The organism is Microcoleus sp. Pol12B5 (genome assembly GCF_036701335.1).
Lineage (GTDB): Bacteria > Cyanobacteriota > Cyanobacteriia > Cyanobacteriales > Microcoleaceae > Microcoleus.
This window is the reverse complement of sequence record NZ_JAUBQQ010000094.1, coordinates 1-15,842: the sequence shown is the minus strand read 5'-3', so window position 1 is coordinate 15,842 and position 15,842 is coordinate 1. Positions and strand designations below refer to the sequence as shown.

Sequence of the window (15,842 nt, the reverse complement as noted above, 5' to 3'; positions counted from 1 at the left end):
ACTCCTGAACCTTTAACAATGCTTGCTGCTGGAGCGGCTGTTGGGTTTGGTACTATGTTCAAAAAGCAACGCGCTCAAGCTCAAAAAGCTGAATAGGCTATCATTTAAACTCGTTTTCGATTCGGGCTTGATGCCAAACTGATTATTTTATGTTCGAGCTAAAAACCTGGTTTCTTGGTGAAACCAGGTTTTTAGTATCTGATAGCGCGCCACCCTGAAAACCCCAGACTTGGAAGCCGAGATGAAACGCAGTTGTAGCGTTACCGCTGTTATTAAGATTTATAATTGAGTCCTGGGAATCGAGTGTATCAACTAGGCATTGAAACATCTTAGAGGGCGAGCAATCCCTACAACGGACTAATCAGAATGGATGCGGAACTGTTAAAGGGCGAATAATCGCTGGATGGGTGGCGTAATTACAGCACCCCAGGGTAGTGGTATTGAACGTCAAGGCGCCCCTAGACAGCGCATTTAAGAACTACCCTAAGGCTGTTTCTTAATAATTTCCGCTCTAAAGACACTGAGATTAGTTAAAAGGAGATAATCACCATTGATCGTTGCTCAAACTCTAACTCGCTCAGCCGTATTTACTCGAACCTCAGAGTCACACCCTGCGCGGTGCCAATTGCGTCTACTCTCAAGAAATCCCAGCCTCATTGAGGCTACTTATTTTTAATTTTTGTTGATTCACTCGCTTTTTAGTCTTTGCTTACAGGGGCCAAGTAAGCAAGCGCTAGGTACCCAACCAATGATTTTGAGTAGCCGTCTTTGCACTAGGTGTCCTAATGCTGAGCTATGCGTTGCATCTGAGTCTCACCATCCATCAAATTCCAGAGTGTCTACTAACATCATCTCCAAGATTTACGACCTTTAAAATCCCCCGACTCCTTTCCGTAGGAGGGTTTCAAGCTACTGACTTGTCCACATCCGGTACTATTTTTATGATATGATCTAACAATAGTCTGGACTGTTTTTAGTTCGTAGCCTCAAACCATCGATTTTCCGTTGGTACTTTGATTGCCGAATCGCCTGGAAACCCTTATTCTACGGTTGGCAATCAAAAACTGTCCCAAGTTTGGCTCTAATCAATCAACTAATAACTAATATCTAAAATGTTCAAGAGAAAACTTTTTTGGCTCATCATTATCGCCACAGCTTTAGTAACTCTGAATATGACACTCCTGTGGAAAATGGACGATATTGCTCATTTTTGGATGAGTATAGTTTTTTGGTTCGCTGTGGGTTCCCTGCTGTGGGACAACCAGGATATTCTCAAACAGAGTGAGATAAAAAGTGACCTATTATCGATAGTAGCAGGGACGCTATTAATAGCTTTTATTTTATTTAAAAGTACTGTGGTTTCGAGTAAATTCGATCCTTTTTTAAGACTTGCACCTTTTTTGTCGGGTTTAGGTTTGAGCCTACTTGCGGTAGGTTTTCAGAACTTAAAACTATATTGGCGTGAATTGGTAATACTATTTTTTCATGGCACCCCCAGTGTCATTACGTTACCTTTAGTGGATTTTATTACCTCGCTTACTGCTAAATTTGCTTATTATTCTTTGTGGTATATCGGTTTTAATGTAACACGTGACGGTAATTATGTTGCTTTACCGACAGGAAGGGTGTTGGTAAATGGGGGTTGTTCGGGTATAGAGGCAATGAATTACTTATTAGGTTTAGCTGTAATTTGTTTGGTCATGTTTCCTACTAAACAAAATAAGGCTTTGGTAATAGGTGTCGCTGTCATTTGTGGTTTTATTATTAATGTTTTGCGAGTTGCGGGGATGGCATTGTTAGTTGCATCTAATCGCCTAGATTTGTTTAAATATTGGCATGAGGGTGAAGGTTCTTTAGTCGTGGGAATGATTGCGGTGATTTTGTTTGGGATATTTTATCAATTTATGTTGAAACGAGATAGCAAACTTAGTCAAAGTTCGGGAAATTAATTAGTTGCAATTTGAGGTAATATATCGGTTCTTCGATTTCCCCTCCCATAGTCAAGAGTCTCGCTCACTCAAATGTCCGGGTGTTGAAATCCGCCAATGTCACTACCTGTCGTTTAACTGCGTCTATATCTATCATAGAAAGGATGTGAGAAATTATCGGAAACCTGTTATGGCGACAAATGAAAGTCAAATAAATCACATTTACGGTTCAGAGGATGCTCAGGGTATTTTACAGCTTGCGATCGCGCGGCGACAGGATGAAGGGGAATTATCCAGAGTGCAGCTTTTCGAGATTGCAGCGGAATTGGGCATTTCCGAACAGGATATTGTAGCGGCGGAACAGCAATGGTTAGCAACTAGAGGAGAATTTCAAGAAAAGCTGGTTTTTAACTCTTACCGTCGTCGCAAATTGCAGAAAAATGTGACAAAGTACGCAATTATCAATACTTTTCTAGTTTTGTTTAACCTAGCAGGTTCGCACGAGCTTTCTTGGTCACTGTTCATTTTACTCACGTGGGGCTTGGGATTGTCCCTGAATGCTTGGAATGTTTATCAAACTGAAGGGGAAGATTACGAAGAAGCGTTTCAGCGGTGGCGGTTGAAGAAACAAGTGGGAGAATCTATTGGTACTGTGACGAATAAGTTTATGAAGTGGTTGCAGTCGTGACTTGGTATGGTAAAAAACGCTATCGTCCTTTCTTTTACTTCACCTGGTGAAGTAATTCGGATTTTAACTCGTTATATCAATTCCGGTTATACCGGAATGATTGTTGACTGTTGACTGTAGAAGGAGGAGTCGAAAAACTGAATATGTGAGTGTTAACTGTTGACTCGATTTTATGATTCTGATGCAACCGGAAACGATGTTACTGGAAAGAATAATTGTTAAGATGTTTTCTTGAACCTATCCCAAAGCGCGATCGCCCTTTATTGAGTTACACAATGAAGGACACTGCAATGCCGTGTCCCTACAAATATCCCTCTTTTAGTCCCTCCCGCCAGTCGATCGCATTCTCTGGGCCCGAAAAACCTAACTTTCCTGGGGCAACTTTCCATTAACAGCATCTTTAACCACAGGATGAATTAAAGCAGATCGCAAACCTTGCCGAATTTCCGAACTCAAATACCGGCGCTGCAAAACCTGCCATTTTTGCCAAGCTGCATAGCGATTTGCGGCCAACAAACCAGCCAACTTCGGCAACTCTTTTTTCAGATCACCCTCGACCAAATCTGTCAGAAACTCGCCTAAAACTTCACTGTCTTGAATATCGCCCAAACATTCCTGAACAGCTTTCACATCTTCGACATAAACTTCGTAAGTCTCGCTGTAAAAATCTCCAAACAGATTCATCAAATAGCGAACTCGCTTAGCTTGCTTCCGCAAATCGTGCAGAATAGTTCCCTCGGCTGCTAACTTCTCTTCGACAGTCTCAGCATTTAAATCATCAACAACTTTAACTTTACCATCCTCATATTCCGTACCCAACAGCCAAGCCGGATGCAGGAAAAACTCACTGACTTGAGGTAACAGTAAATCTGGCAAAACCTCAGCAATTGGCAAATGTTCGATCGCCTGAAACTTCGGTTTTTCCAGCCAATCCTCGATCGACTGCTTCAGCGATTCGTAGCTTTTGTGCTCTAAAATCGCCCTCACCCCTTTCAAAGCCCGGTGGCGCTGTTTGAGCAAATTCAACAAAGCCTTATCCAAAACTTTCTGTTCGTCAGTCTGCAAATTCGGGTAATAGCGGTTTTGGAGACTTTCGAGCATCACATCCAAATCCCTGAGCGTTCCCAGAATCCGCCCCACCTTACCAATTTTACGTTCAGAAGCCTCTTTTGGCCAATCTAAAACTGGAGCAAAACCAGTCACAGCCGATCGCAAACGTCTCAATCCCACGCGCATTTGATGAAGTTCTTCCGCGTCTTTGTCTTTGATAACTTCAGCCTCGTGCGCTACACTTTTGCGGAAATATTTCTCAATCGCCCCAGATGCAGCGTCTCCGAGAGTTTTAACTTTTGCTGATGTTTTTACGTTCATGGCAGGTGTAGATTCCAGATCCCCGATTGACTTTAATTTGGATTTCAAGGCTTTGCTAATAAGGGGTTATATCCTAGCACACACTTTTAATTTTGGAAGCGCCGCCACAATAAATCTTAATATAATTGCTTGACAATTTATACAAAATCAGAATTTAGCAATCTTCAAATCTTCAAATCTTCAAATCTTCAAATCTTCAAATCTTCAAATCTTCAAATCTTCAAATCTTCAATCCAAAATCTAAAATCTAAAATAAAATGTCCCTCCCTCGCCCTGGAACTCATAAAAATTGGATTTCTGGCGCGCTTTTCCAAATAGGTTAAGATCGCTGCAAACCGATGTTTATTCGCCAAAGGGTGAGAGAGGGTGCGATCGGGAGGACAAGTTTTAAATTAAATCAAACCCGCCCAGGCTGCCCGACTTCAAAGAGGCAGTTTAGCTTTTCCAGTCTTTCTCAGATTGCGAGAGCACGTAGGTTGCTACATCCTCGATTTGTTCGGGCTTCAAGCGGCCGGCGAAAGCAGGCATAGCATTTTTGCCCTTAGTTACCTGAGTGGTAATAGCTTCCAGAGAATTCATACCGTACTTCTCAAGAGCGTCCTTTTTCAAGGTTTTCATGGCCATAACCACGTTGCCGCCACCAATGTGACAAGCAGCACAGTTCGAGCTAAAGATTTTAGCTCCGTTAGCGGCATCTCCTGCCAAAGCAGGGCGGCCAAAGCCGACGGTAAAAATTGCGATCGCTAACAGGGCGATCGATAAGAGTCTTTTCAACGCAGTTCTCCTCTAATGGACACGCAAAGGGTGATTCTTTAGATATTTTACCTGTTAAAACAGGCGCGATCGCACACTCGTATCGCCTTCTTCCGAGTAATTTACCACTTTTTGGCAGTGGCAGTTCAACTCTCAAAATTCTCCACGCCCCAGCCCGGAGCTTTCTGAGCAGCCCGGATCACAAAAGCCGCTAAATTTTCAATCTCAGCCTGTGGCATCCAGCTTTCCGGCACTTGGCGACACCAAAAAGTCTCCTCAGTACCGTCATAAGTCATCGGTTCTCTCAGATACGCCACCAGACTATTGATGTTGTTGCGGGGAGGCGTTGCCCCCTTGAGGTCAGCCAAAGACAGAGATATCGTCGGATCGGGCAAATTAGCACCTCCGACGTGACAATTCAGGCAACTTTGCTCGAACAACACCTTGCCCGCAGACAAATCCTGAGCCGAAAACAAGCGAGTATGTCCCTCAGAGTCCAACTCCAGAGCCACAGGTTCGCTGGCTTGTAAATACCTATTGACGTAAGAATCGGCAGCAGCCAAAACAGGTTGAGGAGCCAACAGCACGGGCAAAATAATTAACATCCCCAACAGAAAGCAGACAAAAGCACCACGACGCAGCATGAGGGACTACAACCTTTTGCGAGAATCAATGAGCCGGAGGTAAATTTTAGATTTCAGATTTTAGAGCGAAAAACGACCAGCCAGCAATTATTGCCGAACTTCAGCGCTCTCCCAATCCAAAATCCAAAATCTAAAATCTAAAATCTAAAATCGATTAGCGAGCGCCTTTGCCACCAGCCCACTGCTTGGAGACAATTTTTGGCTGCAACAGAATGTGACCGGCAATCGCGTACAAATCGTCATCCGAGAGATTTCTCATCTCAGCGAAAATATCCGCACTCTTCATGCTCGGATGCAGTTCCGAAATTTCCTCAAACCCGTCATAAGTGGTGGGATTTTTCATAAAGTCCACCAGCGACTCAATATTATTCCGGGGCGGGTTGGCCAAAGCCAGAGTTTCCGGGCTCAAATTCACGTTCGGGTCAGTTTTGGTCATGCCCGCAGCGTGACATTGAGCGCAAGCCGAATTGAACAGGCGTTTGCCTTGCTCAACTTGTTTGAGGCTCAGCACCACTGGAGTACCCTTGTCATTCAAAGGCAGAGTGCGAAGTTCAGGACTCAGTTCGATAGCCATCGCACTGCTGACAAATAACTGAAATGTCAAGAATACAGTGGTCAGAGCAATGAAATATCTTTTAAGCATGGTTCTCCTTAAAAAAATCCGGCAAATTATTGAACGCTAAGAGATCATACCTGGCAAACAGATTTGTGTTCAAAATTCCCTCTTTCTGCAACAACTAGCCAAAGTTTGTGCAGCCATACCTTTAAAGGTAGAGGAATTTTGCGATCTAATCTGCAAGAAGTTTTGAGTCGCGCCTTTTTTCGAGAGTGGACATAATTGCCTTAACATCCTCCAAAGCCAAACGGGTTTGAGGGTGCTTGTAGGCAATTTCCAACTCATCGCACAAGCGGATAACTTCTTCAACAGGGACGTTGAAGTCCTCTGCTATTTCTGCGATGGACAGGTCTGCAAAACCCATAATTTTTAGGTCGCTGACAGGTCAAAATTGAGTTGACGGCTATTAACTGAAAGCCGGACAATTTTAGAAAGCGCTGTTAGCTTGTTCTGTTAGTTTGTTCTGAGATTTTGTTTGATCTATCGCAAGCTAACTAACCGCTAACTGCGACTAGGCATTTTTGCCCAGCCTAACTTCAGGGCCAATCAACTTCTGATCAATATCATCCCACTGCTGCGTCGTTATTACCAATAGCACTTGCGCGGGCGGGGTTCAAAACCCGGTGTCTGCGTGAACGTCTCGTTACCAAACTCAATATTTTGGGTAGAAGCCGGGTTTTTCGTAATTCCTCAGAAATTTCCCTCTGTGCCCCAGACTCACCAATAGACAATCATCCGGCGGTGCTGCTTAGGGAGAAAGCTTGAAAGCGTGAGTCTGCGGGGGCAGAGCGTGGCCGTCGCTGCCATCAAGGGCGGAGAATTCCGAGCCAGCCAAGAACGGCTGGGGCTGGTGCAGACTGATGAGCTGACCGAGAGTTTTCTTTAATTGAGTCCGAGGTACGATCAAGTCTACAAAACCGTGGGCGAAGGAGTATTCGGAAGTTTGATAATTTTCCGGCAGCTTTTCCCGCAGAGTTTGCTCGATTACCCGGCCGCCCGTAAAGGCCACAGTAGCTTTTGGCTCTGCAATTATAATGTCTCCCAGCATGGCAAAACTGGCGGTGACGCCGCCGGTGGTCGGGTGAGTCAAAATGGGGATGTAAAGCAGTCTCGCTTCCCGGTGGCGTTCCAGAGCGCCGGAAATTTTAGCCATTTGCATCAAGCTGAGCATTCCTTCTTGCATTCTCGCACCGCCAGAAGCGCAGACAATGATCACGGACAAGCGTTCCCGCGTGGCGTGTTCGATGAGGCGAGTTAGCTTTTCTCCGACAACTGAGCCCATGCTGCCGCCGATGAACTGAAATTCCATGACTCCGAGGGCGACGGGCAAATTTTCGAGTTTGCCGATGCCTGTTTCTACGGCGTCTAGGTGGCCTGTTTTTTCTTGAAATTCTCGCAGTCGATCGCTATATTTTTTTCGATCGCGAAATTTCAGGGGATCGGTGGCGTGCAGTCCTTCGTTAATGGGTACCCAGGTATTGGGATCGATCAACTGTTCGATGCGATCGTCACTGTAAACTCTGATATGATGCCCGCATTCCAAGCAAACCATTTGATTTGCTCGCAGGTCTTTGGTATAACTCAGGGCATCGCAAGCTTCGCATTTATTCCAAAGCCCGTCCGCAATTTCTCGTTCCGGCCGTTCTTGGGAGTTCGGTACTGATTTTCGTCGATTTGCAAACCAATCAAATAGAGACATTAAAACTTGGTAATTGTTAACTGTTAACTGTTGACTGTTGACTGTTGACTGTTGTTATTTGTGAGTTGTTAGCTGCTACCAATAACTAATAACTAATAACCCATAACAACTGACAATAAAGAACAGACTTGACTACTGAGTATTGTCCTCTTCAATGGGACTGATGAGGAGCGATGCTGTTCGCTGGTGTTCTGGAAGAACTTGCAGGGCTGTAGCACTTCCAGCACCCAAATAAGATGCTATGCCCAAGTCTACAATCCGGGCTGGGATTTCATGAGCTGCTAGGAGCTGCTGCATTAATTCCGCTTCCCAACGAAAGCTAGTGGTTTTAAGTGTAATCCAAGACACGGAACAATTTTACCAATTTTTGAGACAATATTATGTTCGATCGCGCCTGACTACCTGCAGATCAGAAACTAAAATTCGGGAAAAACAACTGCAAGTAAGTAGATAAGATCGCTTCGCCCCACAGAGCAGTAATTGCTGTACCGAGAGCCAGAAACGGGCCGAAAGGCATGGGTTGACGCCGATCGAGTAACCCGATAGCGATCGCCCCGCCACCAGCAAAAGCCCCGGCTATACAGGCAATAAATCCCGCTAGCAGCAAGTATTTCCAGCCCAGCCAAGCTCCCATCAAGGCGGCTAATTTGGTATCTCCAGCCCCCATAGCATTCTGCCCCAGCCCGATCGTCCCGGCGAGTCCGATCGCATCAAACAGCCACAACCCGACAACTGCTCCCGCGATCCCATCGAGTACCAGATAGTGTATCGAGTCGATCGGACTAAATGTCGGCCACAAACCTTTCGCCATTTGGAAAACCAATCCCAGCACCAAACCCGATCGAGTTAAAGAATTAGGCAAAGTCATTGTATCGCAATCAATCAAAGACAAAGCCAACAACCAGCTAAACAAAGCCCAAAAACCCAGAGTTTGCACTGTCACCCCAAACCGCCAGAAGATTAACAAAAACAGCAAACCCGTAGCTGCTTCCACCAGCGGATAGCGGACAGAAATCCGACTGTGGCAGTGATTGCAGCGTCCCCGCAGCCACAGCCAACCGAAAACGGGTATATTTTCGTAATTTCTGAGTTGATTTAAACATTTGGGACACCGAGAAGGAGGGTGGATCACCGACAAACCCGCAGGCAACCGATAAACTACCACATTGAGAAAACTGCCAATAGCCGATCCGAGAATAAAGACGATCACCGTGACAAGGCAATTAAAGATAATTTCCATTAATTTGTCTGTTGACTGTTCATTGTTGGGTGCGGTTATGTGTCACTTGTTAGTTGTTAGTTTTTTAGAGCGTGTCCGATCAGTCACCCATCATAAAAGGTGTTAATGGTCAAGAATGCAAGTTTTCATAAAATCCTGAAAACTTAGGTATGCACTAGAAACCTATTTTATTGCGATCGTAGGAGCGGGCATAATATTAGTTATCAGTGATTAATGGCCAATTACCAATTAATACATTTGAGATTCAATTTCGTCAAAAGTAACAAAACGTTCACCGGGCAACAAAACGGGCTGCGAAGCAAAAATTACCTGACCTCGATCGCTTCCTAGACTGACAACTACACCGGCCGGACGCTGCATCTGCTCGGAATGCACTTTTAGATACATACCATAGGCGGATCGAGCAGCTCGGATCAAATCGGGAGCTAGCAAACTGTGACTTTCGGAAGTTTCTATCGTCGGTTCTGGGTTTGGTTGGTATGGGTTCACTGGAAACTTATCATAATGGTATTAAGTCGAGCTATTGGTGTTGCTTCTAGAGCGATCGAACTTACCTTATTTTTTAAGAATAAACTTAGGTGGAAATTATTAATAGATTAACCTACAATCCTCCCTTAGCTGCGATCGAACTGCGGCTGCGCTCGCTCCTTTCGGCTCAACTTTACGCTGCTGCGTGGGTAGATCCGTCCCCCGCAACGCTAATGGGGGTTTTCGATCACCTGCGAACTCTACGCTACATCCTCCACGACTACGTGCCCCGACCCGTGTCCGAATCTCCGCCCAATCCGGGCGAGGTGCGCTACCAGTGGCAAACAGGCACCTTGCTGTTCACGGATTTGGCAGGGTTTACCTCGCTGTTAGAAGCGAATGCGACCCAGGGGCACAAGGGAGCTGAAAGCCTGCTGGGCGTGATTAACGACTATTTTGCCTCGATGATTGAAATTGTCAGCAAATCGGGCGGGGATTTGCTGGAGTTTACCGGAGATGCGATGCTGGTGCAATTTCTGTCAGGAGTTTACCAAGAGGATACAGCCAGGGCGGTGCGGGCGGGTTTGCGGATGCAGCGGGCGATGGCTGAATTTGCCAATATTGAAACGGCGCGGGGTGTTTTGTCTTTGAGGATGCGGGTGGGCATCCACTGCGGTCGCTATATTAGTGCTGACATCGGTACCCCGCTGCGGATGGCTCACGTACTGCTGGGGCATTCAGTCCAGCAAGCCAAGCAAGCTGAGGGTTCTGGAACTGTGGGGCGGGTGTGTGTGACTGAAACTGCTAGAGAGTCTTTGGGAGAGCAATTTCGTTTTGAACCCGGGAAACCGGGTTATTTTTTGGTGGCGGACGATTTCACGGACGATCGACTCGGAGAGTATGATATCACTTTGACTGGGCGGCGGATGCCGAGTTCGGTATTGCTCGATCGCAGCGTGGCAGGTTTGGTCACAGAAATCGGGGAAGCTGTAAATCGGCTTGAACCCCTTGCTAGTTATATTCCCAAAACTATCCTGAGACTGCTGGTAGAAAATGCAGACAGGCGGAAAATTCCGCCGGATTTTCCCGAACCGACGGTGATGTTTGTCAACTTGATTGGTTTACCGGAGTCTGTAGAGAAAGCTTCGCCGGAGGAAGAAATTAATCTGGTAGTGGGTTATTCTCGGGTGTTTGCGTCGATCGATGCTGTAGTGTCAGCTAAAGGGGGCGTGTTGCAAAAAGTAACGGCGCATTTAGACGGTTCGGATATGCTGATTTATTTTGGCGTACCTGACGCTCACACAGATGATGCCAGCCGCGCGGCTAGTGCGGCGATTGCGATCCGAGATCTGATTGTAGGTTGGCCTCTGGTAATTATCGCGGGTGAAGAAGTAAAAGTAAGCTGTCAAATTGGGCTGTCGCGGGGGCCGGTGTTTGCTGCTGAGGTTGGGGAACCGCGAGGGCGTAGGGAGTTTAATATCCTCGGCGATACGGTGAATACGGCGGCTCGCTTGATGAGCAAGGCCGGGGAAAACCAAATTTTGATTGCTGAAAGGGTGTATGAGTCGATCGAGCTAAACTTCATTTGCGAGGCTTTGGGATCTGTTGCTCTGAAGGGGAAATCTGCTCAAACTCCGATTTTTGCTTTGCAAGGTGCAAAAGGGGAGAAGGGGAAAGCGGGCGTTTAAATAACTTTGTTAGGTAATTGTTGTACAGGTTTTATGGTTCATAAAGGCAAGTACAGCACAACCGCTTTCCACTGTGACTACTAAATGTTATTTTTATAATTGTTTACGATACATCACAATAAAAACTGCCACTTCGTCAGATCAGTTTCGGTTGTATCGGAATGATTTAACCGCAGAGAACACAGAGAGAGATGAATGGCGGAATTAATATCACTCGCATAGACTAAACTCCGATCGGTACTTCACCGTGCCGCTGCAATCCTGCAAAGCTCCACTGTCTAACTCCAATACCATAAAAGCCTCATCGGGCACATCGTATTCACATTTTAAGCTCTTTCTACTAGCAGGAATGAATCCAAAACGCGGATAAAAATCTGGATGACCGAGCACAACCACTGCCTGAAATCCCGATCGCGCGCACTGTTTTAAACCCTCCCGAATCAGCAGCGTTCCTATACCTTGCCGCTGGTATTCTGGAAGAACTGCGACTGGCGCCAACCCTAGAATCGACACATTCCTAGAACATTTTCCTTCGACGACAACCGGACTGAAGAAAATGTGTCCGACAAGGCGATCGGAGTCTACCGCAACGAAGGAAAATGTAGATGCAATTCCCCGCAATTTATCGACTAAGTTAGCCTCATTTTCTCGCCCGAATGCCGCAATATTAATATTGCGAACAGCTTCTAAATCTTCTGGTTTTTCGGTACGGATATCCATAGCTTAAATTAAGTGTTGTGCAGCCGATCTTGCAGACGAATTACTACCGAAACTATTTTTATGTTGCGATCGCGATATTAATCAAATTATAGCGCCTCTGAAGCCTTTTTCCTATTTTTTAGTTATATATTTTTGGCAACCAATTACACAACGACTTGCAGATGATTGCCAAACCGTCGGCAAAGTCGATCGTTTCCAATAGACAAGATTGCATTCAATCGTTTTCACTTGCTTCAATTATCTGCGTTGATCTATGTTTTTCTGCCTTAAATATGCGGTTGATCTATCGACGAAGACTTATGCAATGCAAGTCTAATCTTCACCCGATACGCCGAACCGCTTAACTCTCCTTATTGCGGTACAAGCTGACTGGAAGACAATCGCTTAATGCCCTCCATCGCTGTAGTTTCTCCGGCTTTGTCACCGCCCTCACGAGCAATTTTTAAAGCTTCCTCGTAGGATTCGAGAGCTTGAGCATTTTGACCGATACTTTCATGAATTGCGCCCATATTGTTGAGCAAGCGTCCGATACTTGTCTTGTCACCGATTGCTTCTAACATCGGTATTGCTTGTTGAAAATAAATCAGCGCTTGAGTATCTTTGCCGAGTTTGCGAGAGGTAAGTGCCATGTTGTTGAGGAGGCGGCCGACGCCAGCCCGGTCTCCGATTTCCCGGCGAATTGCTAAAGCTTGGTGGTAAAATTCCATCGCTCTATTAAAGTCGCCGATGTTGTAGTAGACGCCGCCCATATTATTGAGGGTACGGCCTAAATCACGTTTATCGCCGGCAGCCGTGCGAATCGTCCGCGCTTGCTGGTAAAATTCGATCGCCTTGGCGTAATTGACCTGTTCTGCGTACACGGCCGCGATATTGTGGAGAGATTCTCCAATTTCAATTTGGTCGTTAGCAGTTTTGGCAAGTTCCAAAGCTTCTTGGTGCAGTTTCATCGCTTCGGAAAAATTGTCCCCAATCCGATTGACGAAACCTAGGAGATTGAGAGTGCGCGCGATACGAGGCCCTTTGCCGATTTCTCGGTGAATGACTAAAGCTTGCCGCAAAACTTCCAAAGCTTTGGGCTGCGAACCCATTTCGCCATAAACTTCCCCCATATTATTGAGGGTTTCTCCGATTCCCGGTTTGTCGCCTAGTTGCTTGCGAATTGCCAAAACTTGCTCAAAATTCTGGATTGCTTCTCGAAACAAACCCTCGCGGTGCTGTGTTACTGCTGTTTTAAAGAGTTCGTCTGCTTGCATTTTGGGGTCTGTTGCCTGAGCAAACTCGCTCGCTTGGGTGCGCCTCGCATTTATAATTGGGGCATAAGCGCGGGCGTCTGAAATTGCCAGCAAGCTGAGTGCGGGCGATAAGACAATACTTATAGCTGCGAGATAGCTGAAGTGGTAAGAGCGGCGGTGCACCGATCGAGTCCTCCAATAGCTAAGTGATAACTATTAAGATAGAGCTTTTTGGGGTGTTCCTGCCAATTTTTTTCTCAATCCCTAGGTTCTAACTGGGTTTTTGTCTTGCCAGACGGCCATAATCAGCGGCATATTGTTGAGAGCGGATATGACAGCAAAGTTTTTGCTGGGTGGAAGCGATACTTTTTCAGAACTTTGCAAGATGATGTCCTGTTGGTCAACCGTGATCCAAGCAATTCCTGACAAAACTTGAATTTCTCGATGAGTTTGAGGCAATCGGTATACCTCGTTTTCCATCAGAATAATGCGATCTGGTGCTGCACATTCGGAAGATATTTGAAGCATAGCATCTCCTAATTGCTAATTGGTAATTGCTAATTGGTAATTGCTAATCGAGGGCTGTATTCCACTTCATTTCCACGCAACCCACACACTACTATTGGCAATAACGCCGATCGAGCCAAGCGCGCATTTCATCATCCGTCGCCACGCAGGTAGAACGACCAGTCGCCCGATCGCAACCGTGCCACCAAGTGTTACCATAGCGATCGCACGTCTGCCAAATTCTCAGTTCGTCCTGACCAGAAATGAGGTAGAGTAAAAACTGCCCAATTTGATTTATAGCTGAGAAGAGAGATTGCCCTTTCTGTTTTTCGGATGGTTTAGCTCGATCGGCTATCCAAAAAAACCTCATTATTCGGGGATTTATCCGACTTTTGTAAGTAGACATAGCCAACACCTTAAAGTGATAAATCCTACACAAACTGCACCCATAAAATTACAAGAAATAGCTTTTAACTGCAATAATTTCCTCGCAATTACAGCACAATATGGTTGTCGTGCAATTTCTGTAAAAGTCTATCTGTTACCTGATAAATTAACCTTAACTCTCAAGCAATTGACAATCAAAGCATTACTTGCATAGGTTGTATGAATAAAATCGATATATCGAAGCCCTTGTGACAATTTGGGTACTACTGGCACAAACGCTATGAACGGAATCAATACGCGGCGGATGAAACTCTCTCAGATTCAAGCTTTGATAGCTGTAGCAGACTGTGAAAACTTTAGCGAGGCGGCTTTGCAATTGGAACTGTCCCAATCCGCAGTCAGCCACGCCATCGCCTCTTTAGAAACAGAATTGGGAGTGCAACTGTTCCACCGGGGGCGACACGGTGCTCAACTGACGCCGGTGGGGGAAAGGGTAGTGAGTCACGGGCGTCAAATAGCCTGCGCCTTAGAAAGAATGGTCAAAGAAGCGGATTTAGAAAAAGGTTTGCAGGGAGGCCAGGTACGGATAGTTACTTTTCGGAGTGTCGCAACTCATATCCTACCGGGTATTATTGCTAAATTTCGCAGTTGCTTTCCCAAAATTACGGTTAGCATTACCGAAGTTTATTATACCCAAGCTGTGGAAGAGGCTTTGCGATCGGGCAAAGCAGACATCGGTTTTGTCTCTCTTCCCATCTCCGATGAATTTGAAACTAGGGAAATTTTGCGGGACAAATATTTGGTTTTGCTGCCGCCGAAGGCGCAATCTAAAAATGCTAAGATTACGTGGGAAGAATTAGCGAATTATCCGCTGATTTTGCAGCCGATAGAAAATGCTTGTTCGATACCGCTTCGTAAGTATTTGACAACTGCAGATTTTCCCATAAATATCGGTTACGAACTCAGCGAAGATTCAACCATTGTCAGTATGGTGATGCAAGGTTTGGGTGCAGCTATTCTGCCCCGTTTGGCCGCGGAACCGATACCGTCTTCGGTGAAAGTTTGCAGTTTACCGTCGGATTTTGAGAGAGTTATCGGGGTTGCTGTTTTGAGGGATGGGCTGTTAATTCCGGCCGTGTTTGCGTTTTTGGATTTAGTTAAAAGTGCCGCAGACGTTGATAGTGAGGGCGAGTTTCCGATTAATCCTTCATGAGAAACCTCAGTCAGTTGTTATTGGTTAGAGTTAGATTTTGTTACCGTAGATATCAGCAGATGAACGCGGATGGGATTGTACCTGCGTTTATCTGCTGATATCTGTAATTTAAAAAAATCGCATAACCAATAGTGCGATCGCTGATTGCCTATTTCATGCGTTTTGCAACAAGACTAGAACTGTCGCCTTGGTGGAATTTTATTCGACCATCTACCGAGTTTTTATCCTTTAATTTGAGCCAACCGCTACCAGATGCAGGATCGTTCTCGTCATTACCGTCCCATGTAAACTCAAATCGCTGATCCTTTCCATCTTTTACGACTTCGCCGTCAATTTCACCTGATACTAAACCGAATTGAAATTCTCGGTAGTCCCCTGAAGGAAAGGATCGAGAGAATAAAACTGAATTCAAAAAAAAGTAGGCATTTAGAGTTGTAAATTAGCATTGTAATGATGCACAAACTGCCAAATAGCAGCAATATGATTTTCTAATTTTTTAGAGAAGCCTAAGCTCTTTCTTACCAGTCGAGATACTCGTTGGCGAATAGTACAATTAAAGCGCTCGATATAGCTAGTCAAACCACTATCTTTATCTACACGGCGCGATGACATTTACTGGGCAATACAGAATCATAAGCACTCCAATGGTCAGTATAAATTACAGCACATTGACGGTACACTGGTGGCA

The 15,842-nt window shown here is 45.4% G+C and carries 18 protein-coding genes and 1 pseudogene; 5 read left to right on the top strand and 14 right to left on the bottom strand.

What is annotated here, in order from left to right; genetic code table 11:
• The 3 genes from QUA24_RS24930 to QUA24_RS24920 form a co-directional block, all read left to right on the top strand.
• Nucleotides 1-96 (top strand): PEP-CTERM sorting domain-containing protein (locus tag QUA24_RS24930; protein ID WP_333232902.1); only part of this gene is annotated, 96 nt, incomplete at its 5' end.
• 1,016 nt (nt 97-1,112) lie between these two features.
• Complete coding sequence (gene crtA / locus QUA24_RS24925) at nt 1,113-1,949, top strand: cyanoexosortase A (protein ID WP_333232901.1); 837 nt, start codon at nt 1,113-1,115, stop codon at nt 1,947-1,949.
• Between the two features lie 169 nt (nt 1,950-2,118).
• Nucleotides 2,119-2,616 (top strand): 2TM domain-containing protein, encoded by a 498-nt coding sequence (locus QUA24_RS24920; protein WP_333216601.1) that lies wholly within the window; start codon nt 2,119-2,121, stop codon nt 2,614-2,616.
• 363 nt (nt 2,617-2,979) lie between these two features.
• On the opposite strand, the gene QUA24_RS24915 is transcribed toward QUA24_RS24920, so the two are convergent.
• The 9 genes from QUA24_RS24915 to QUA24_RS24875 form a co-directional block, all read right to left on the bottom strand.
• A complete protein-coding gene (locus QUA24_RS24915; protein WP_333232899.1) occupies nt 2,980-3,987 on the bottom strand; it encodes a CHAD domain-containing protein in 1,008 nt (335 codons plus the stop codon).
• 435 nt (nt 3,988-4,422) lie between these two features.
• Nucleotides 4,423-4,761 carry a cytochrome c6 PetJ gene (gene petJ, locus QUA24_RS24910; RefSeq protein ID WP_333232898.1) on the bottom strand — a complete coding sequence of 113 codons (339 nt, stop codon included), beginning with the start codon at nt 4,759-4,761 and terminating at the stop codon, nt 4,423-4,425.
• Nucleotides 4,762-4,886: 125 nt separating this feature from the next.
• Nucleotides 4,887-5,384 (bottom strand): photosystem II cytochrome PsbV2, encoded by a 498-nt coding sequence (psbV2, locus tag QUA24_RS24905; protein WP_333232896.1) that lies wholly within the window; start codon nt 5,382-5,384, stop codon nt 4,887-4,889.
• A 154-nt stretch (nt 5,385-5,538) separates the two neighbouring features.
• Nucleotides 5,539-6,027 (bottom strand): photosystem II cytochrome c-550, encoded by a 489-nt coding sequence (psbV, locus tag QUA24_RS24900; RefSeq protein WP_333162186.1) that lies wholly within the window; start codon nt 6,025-6,027, stop codon nt 5,539-5,541.
• A gap of 145 nt (nt 6,028-6,172) precedes the next feature.
• Nucleotides 6,173-6,364, bottom strand: a complete 192-nt coding sequence (locus QUA24_RS24895) for a translation initiation factor IF-2 (protein ID WP_333058460.1) — start codon at nt 6,362-6,364, stop codon at nt 6,173-6,175.
• Nucleotides 6,365-6,748: 384 nt separating this feature from the next.
• Entirely contained in the window at nt 6,749-7,699 is a 951-nt protein-coding gene (gene accD / locus QUA24_RS24890) for an acetyl-CoA carboxylase, carboxyltransferase subunit beta (protein ID WP_333162292.1), read from the bottom strand.
• A 132-nt stretch (nt 7,700-7,831) separates the two neighbouring features.
• Nucleotides 7,832-8,047, bottom strand: a complete 216-nt coding sequence (locus QUA24_RS24885; protein WP_333216843.1) for a hypothetical protein — start codon at nt 8,045-8,047, stop codon at nt 7,832-7,834.
• Nucleotides 8,048-8,108: 61 nt separating this feature from the next.
• Nucleotides 8,109-8,939 carry a prepilin peptidase gene (locus QUA24_RS24880; protein ID WP_333232894.1) on the bottom strand — a complete coding sequence of 277 codons (831 nt, stop codon included), beginning with the start codon at nt 8,937-8,939 and terminating at the stop codon, nt 8,109-8,111.
• A 228-nt stretch (nt 8,940-9,167) separates the two neighbouring features.
• Nucleotides 9,168-9,428 (bottom strand): hypothetical protein, encoded by a 261-nt coding sequence (locus tag QUA24_RS24875; protein ID WP_333232892.1) that lies wholly within the window; start codon nt 9,426-9,428, stop codon nt 9,168-9,170.
• 89 nt (nt 9,429-9,517) lie between these two features.
• On the opposite strand from QUA24_RS24875, the gene QUA24_RS24870 reads away from it, so the two are divergent.
• The gene (locus QUA24_RS24870) at nt 9,518-11,095 is read left to right on the top strand and encodes an adenylate/guanylate cyclase domain-containing protein (protein ID WP_333232891.1); all 1,578 of its coding nucleotides are present in this window, start codon (nt 9,518-9,520) and stop codon (nt 11,093-11,095) included.
• 210 nt (nt 11,096-11,305) lie between these two features.
• Here the strand turns inward: QUA24_RS24870 and QUA24_RS24865 are convergent, their stop codons facing one another.
• The 4 genes from QUA24_RS24865 to QUA24_RS24850 all read right to left on the bottom strand — a co-directional run bounded on the left by QUA24_RS24865 (nt 11,306) and on the right by QUA24_RS24850 (nt 13,924).
• A complete protein-coding gene (locus QUA24_RS24865) occupies nt 11,306-11,815 on the bottom strand; it encodes an N-acetyltransferase (RefSeq protein ID WP_333232889.1) in 510 nt (169 codons plus the stop codon).
• Between the two features lie 350 nt (nt 11,816-12,165).
• Nucleotides 12,166-13,230, bottom strand: coding sequence for a tetratricopeptide repeat protein (locus QUA24_RS24860; RefSeq protein WP_333232887.1), 1,065 nt, complete (start codon nt 13,228-13,230; stop codon nt 12,166-12,168).
• Between the two features lie 81 nt (nt 13,231-13,311).
• Nucleotides 13,312-13,575, bottom strand: a complete 264-nt coding sequence (locus QUA24_RS24855; RefSeq protein ID WP_333232884.1) for a hypothetical protein — start codon at nt 13,573-13,575, stop codon at nt 13,312-13,314.
• Nucleotides 13,576-13,666: 91 nt separating this feature from the next.
• Nucleotides 13,667-13,924 (bottom strand): hypothetical protein, encoded by a 258-nt coding sequence (locus QUA24_RS24850; RefSeq protein WP_333232883.1) that lies wholly within the window; start codon nt 13,922-13,924, stop codon nt 13,667-13,669.
• 297 nt (nt 13,925-14,221) lie between these two features.
• Here QUA24_RS24850 and QUA24_RS24845 point away from each other — a divergent pair, with 297 nt between their 5' ends.
• Entirely contained in the window at nt 14,222-15,154 is a 933-nt protein-coding gene (locus tag QUA24_RS24845; protein WP_333232881.1) for a LysR family transcriptional regulator, read from the top strand.
• 426 nt (nt 15,155-15,580) lie between these two features.
• Here the strand turns inward: QUA24_RS24845 and QUA24_RS24840 are convergent.
• Nucleotides 15,581-15,842: pseudogene (locus QUA24_RS24840) on the bottom strand (IS1 family transposase); the annotation flags it as partial.

What these genes read in the sequence shown, in the direction of transcription:
- accD (WP_333162292.1), bottom strand. Translation starts at nt 7,699, where the DNA reads ATGTCTCTATTTGATTGGTTTGCAAATCGACGAAAATCAGTACCGAAC.
- QUA24_RS24845 (WP_333232881.1), top strand. Translation starts at nt 14,222, where the DNA reads ATGAACGGAATCAATACGCGGCGGATGAAACTCTCTCAGATTCAAGCT.
- QUA24_RS24855 (WP_333232884.1), bottom strand. Translation starts at nt 13,575, where the DNA reads ATGCTTCAAATATCTTCCGAATGTGCAGCACCAGATCGCATTATTCTG.
- QUA24_RS24865 (WP_333232889.1), bottom strand. Translation starts at nt 11,815, where the DNA reads ATGGATATCCGTACCGAAAAACCAGAAGATTTAGAAGCTGTTCGCAAT.
- QUA24_RS24880 (WP_333232894.1), bottom strand. Translation starts at nt 8,939, where the DNA reads ATGGAAATTATCTTTAATTGCCTTGTCACGGTGATCGTCTTTATTCTC.
- QUA24_RS24850 (WP_333232883.1), bottom strand. Translation starts at nt 13,924, where the DNA reads ATGAGGTTTTTTTGGATAGCCGATCGAGCTAAACCATCCGAAAAACAG.
- psbV2 (WP_333232896.1), bottom strand. Translation starts at nt 5,384, where the DNA reads ATGCTGCGTCGTGGTGCTTTTGTCTGCTTTCTGTTGGGGATGTTAATT.
- QUA24_RS24895 (WP_333058460.1), bottom strand. Translation starts at nt 6,364, where the DNA reads ATGGGTTTTGCAGACCTGTCCATCGCAGAAATAGCAGAGGACTTCAAC.
- psbV (WP_333162186.1), bottom strand. Translation starts at nt 6,027, where the DNA reads ATGCTTAAAAGATATTTCATTGCTCTGACCACTGTATTCTTGACATTT.
- QUA24_RS24915 (WP_333232899.1), bottom strand. Translation starts at nt 3,987, where the DNA reads ATGAACGTAAAAACATCAGCAAAAGTTAAAACTCTCGGAGACGCTGCA.
- QUA24_RS24920 (WP_333216601.1), top strand. Translation starts at nt 2,119, where the DNA reads ATGGCGACAAATGAAAGTCAAATAAATCACATTTACGGTTCAGAGGAT.
- crtA (WP_333232901.1), top strand. Translation starts at nt 1,113, where the DNA reads ATGTTCAAGAGAAAACTTTTTTGGCTCATCATTATCGCCACAGCTTTA.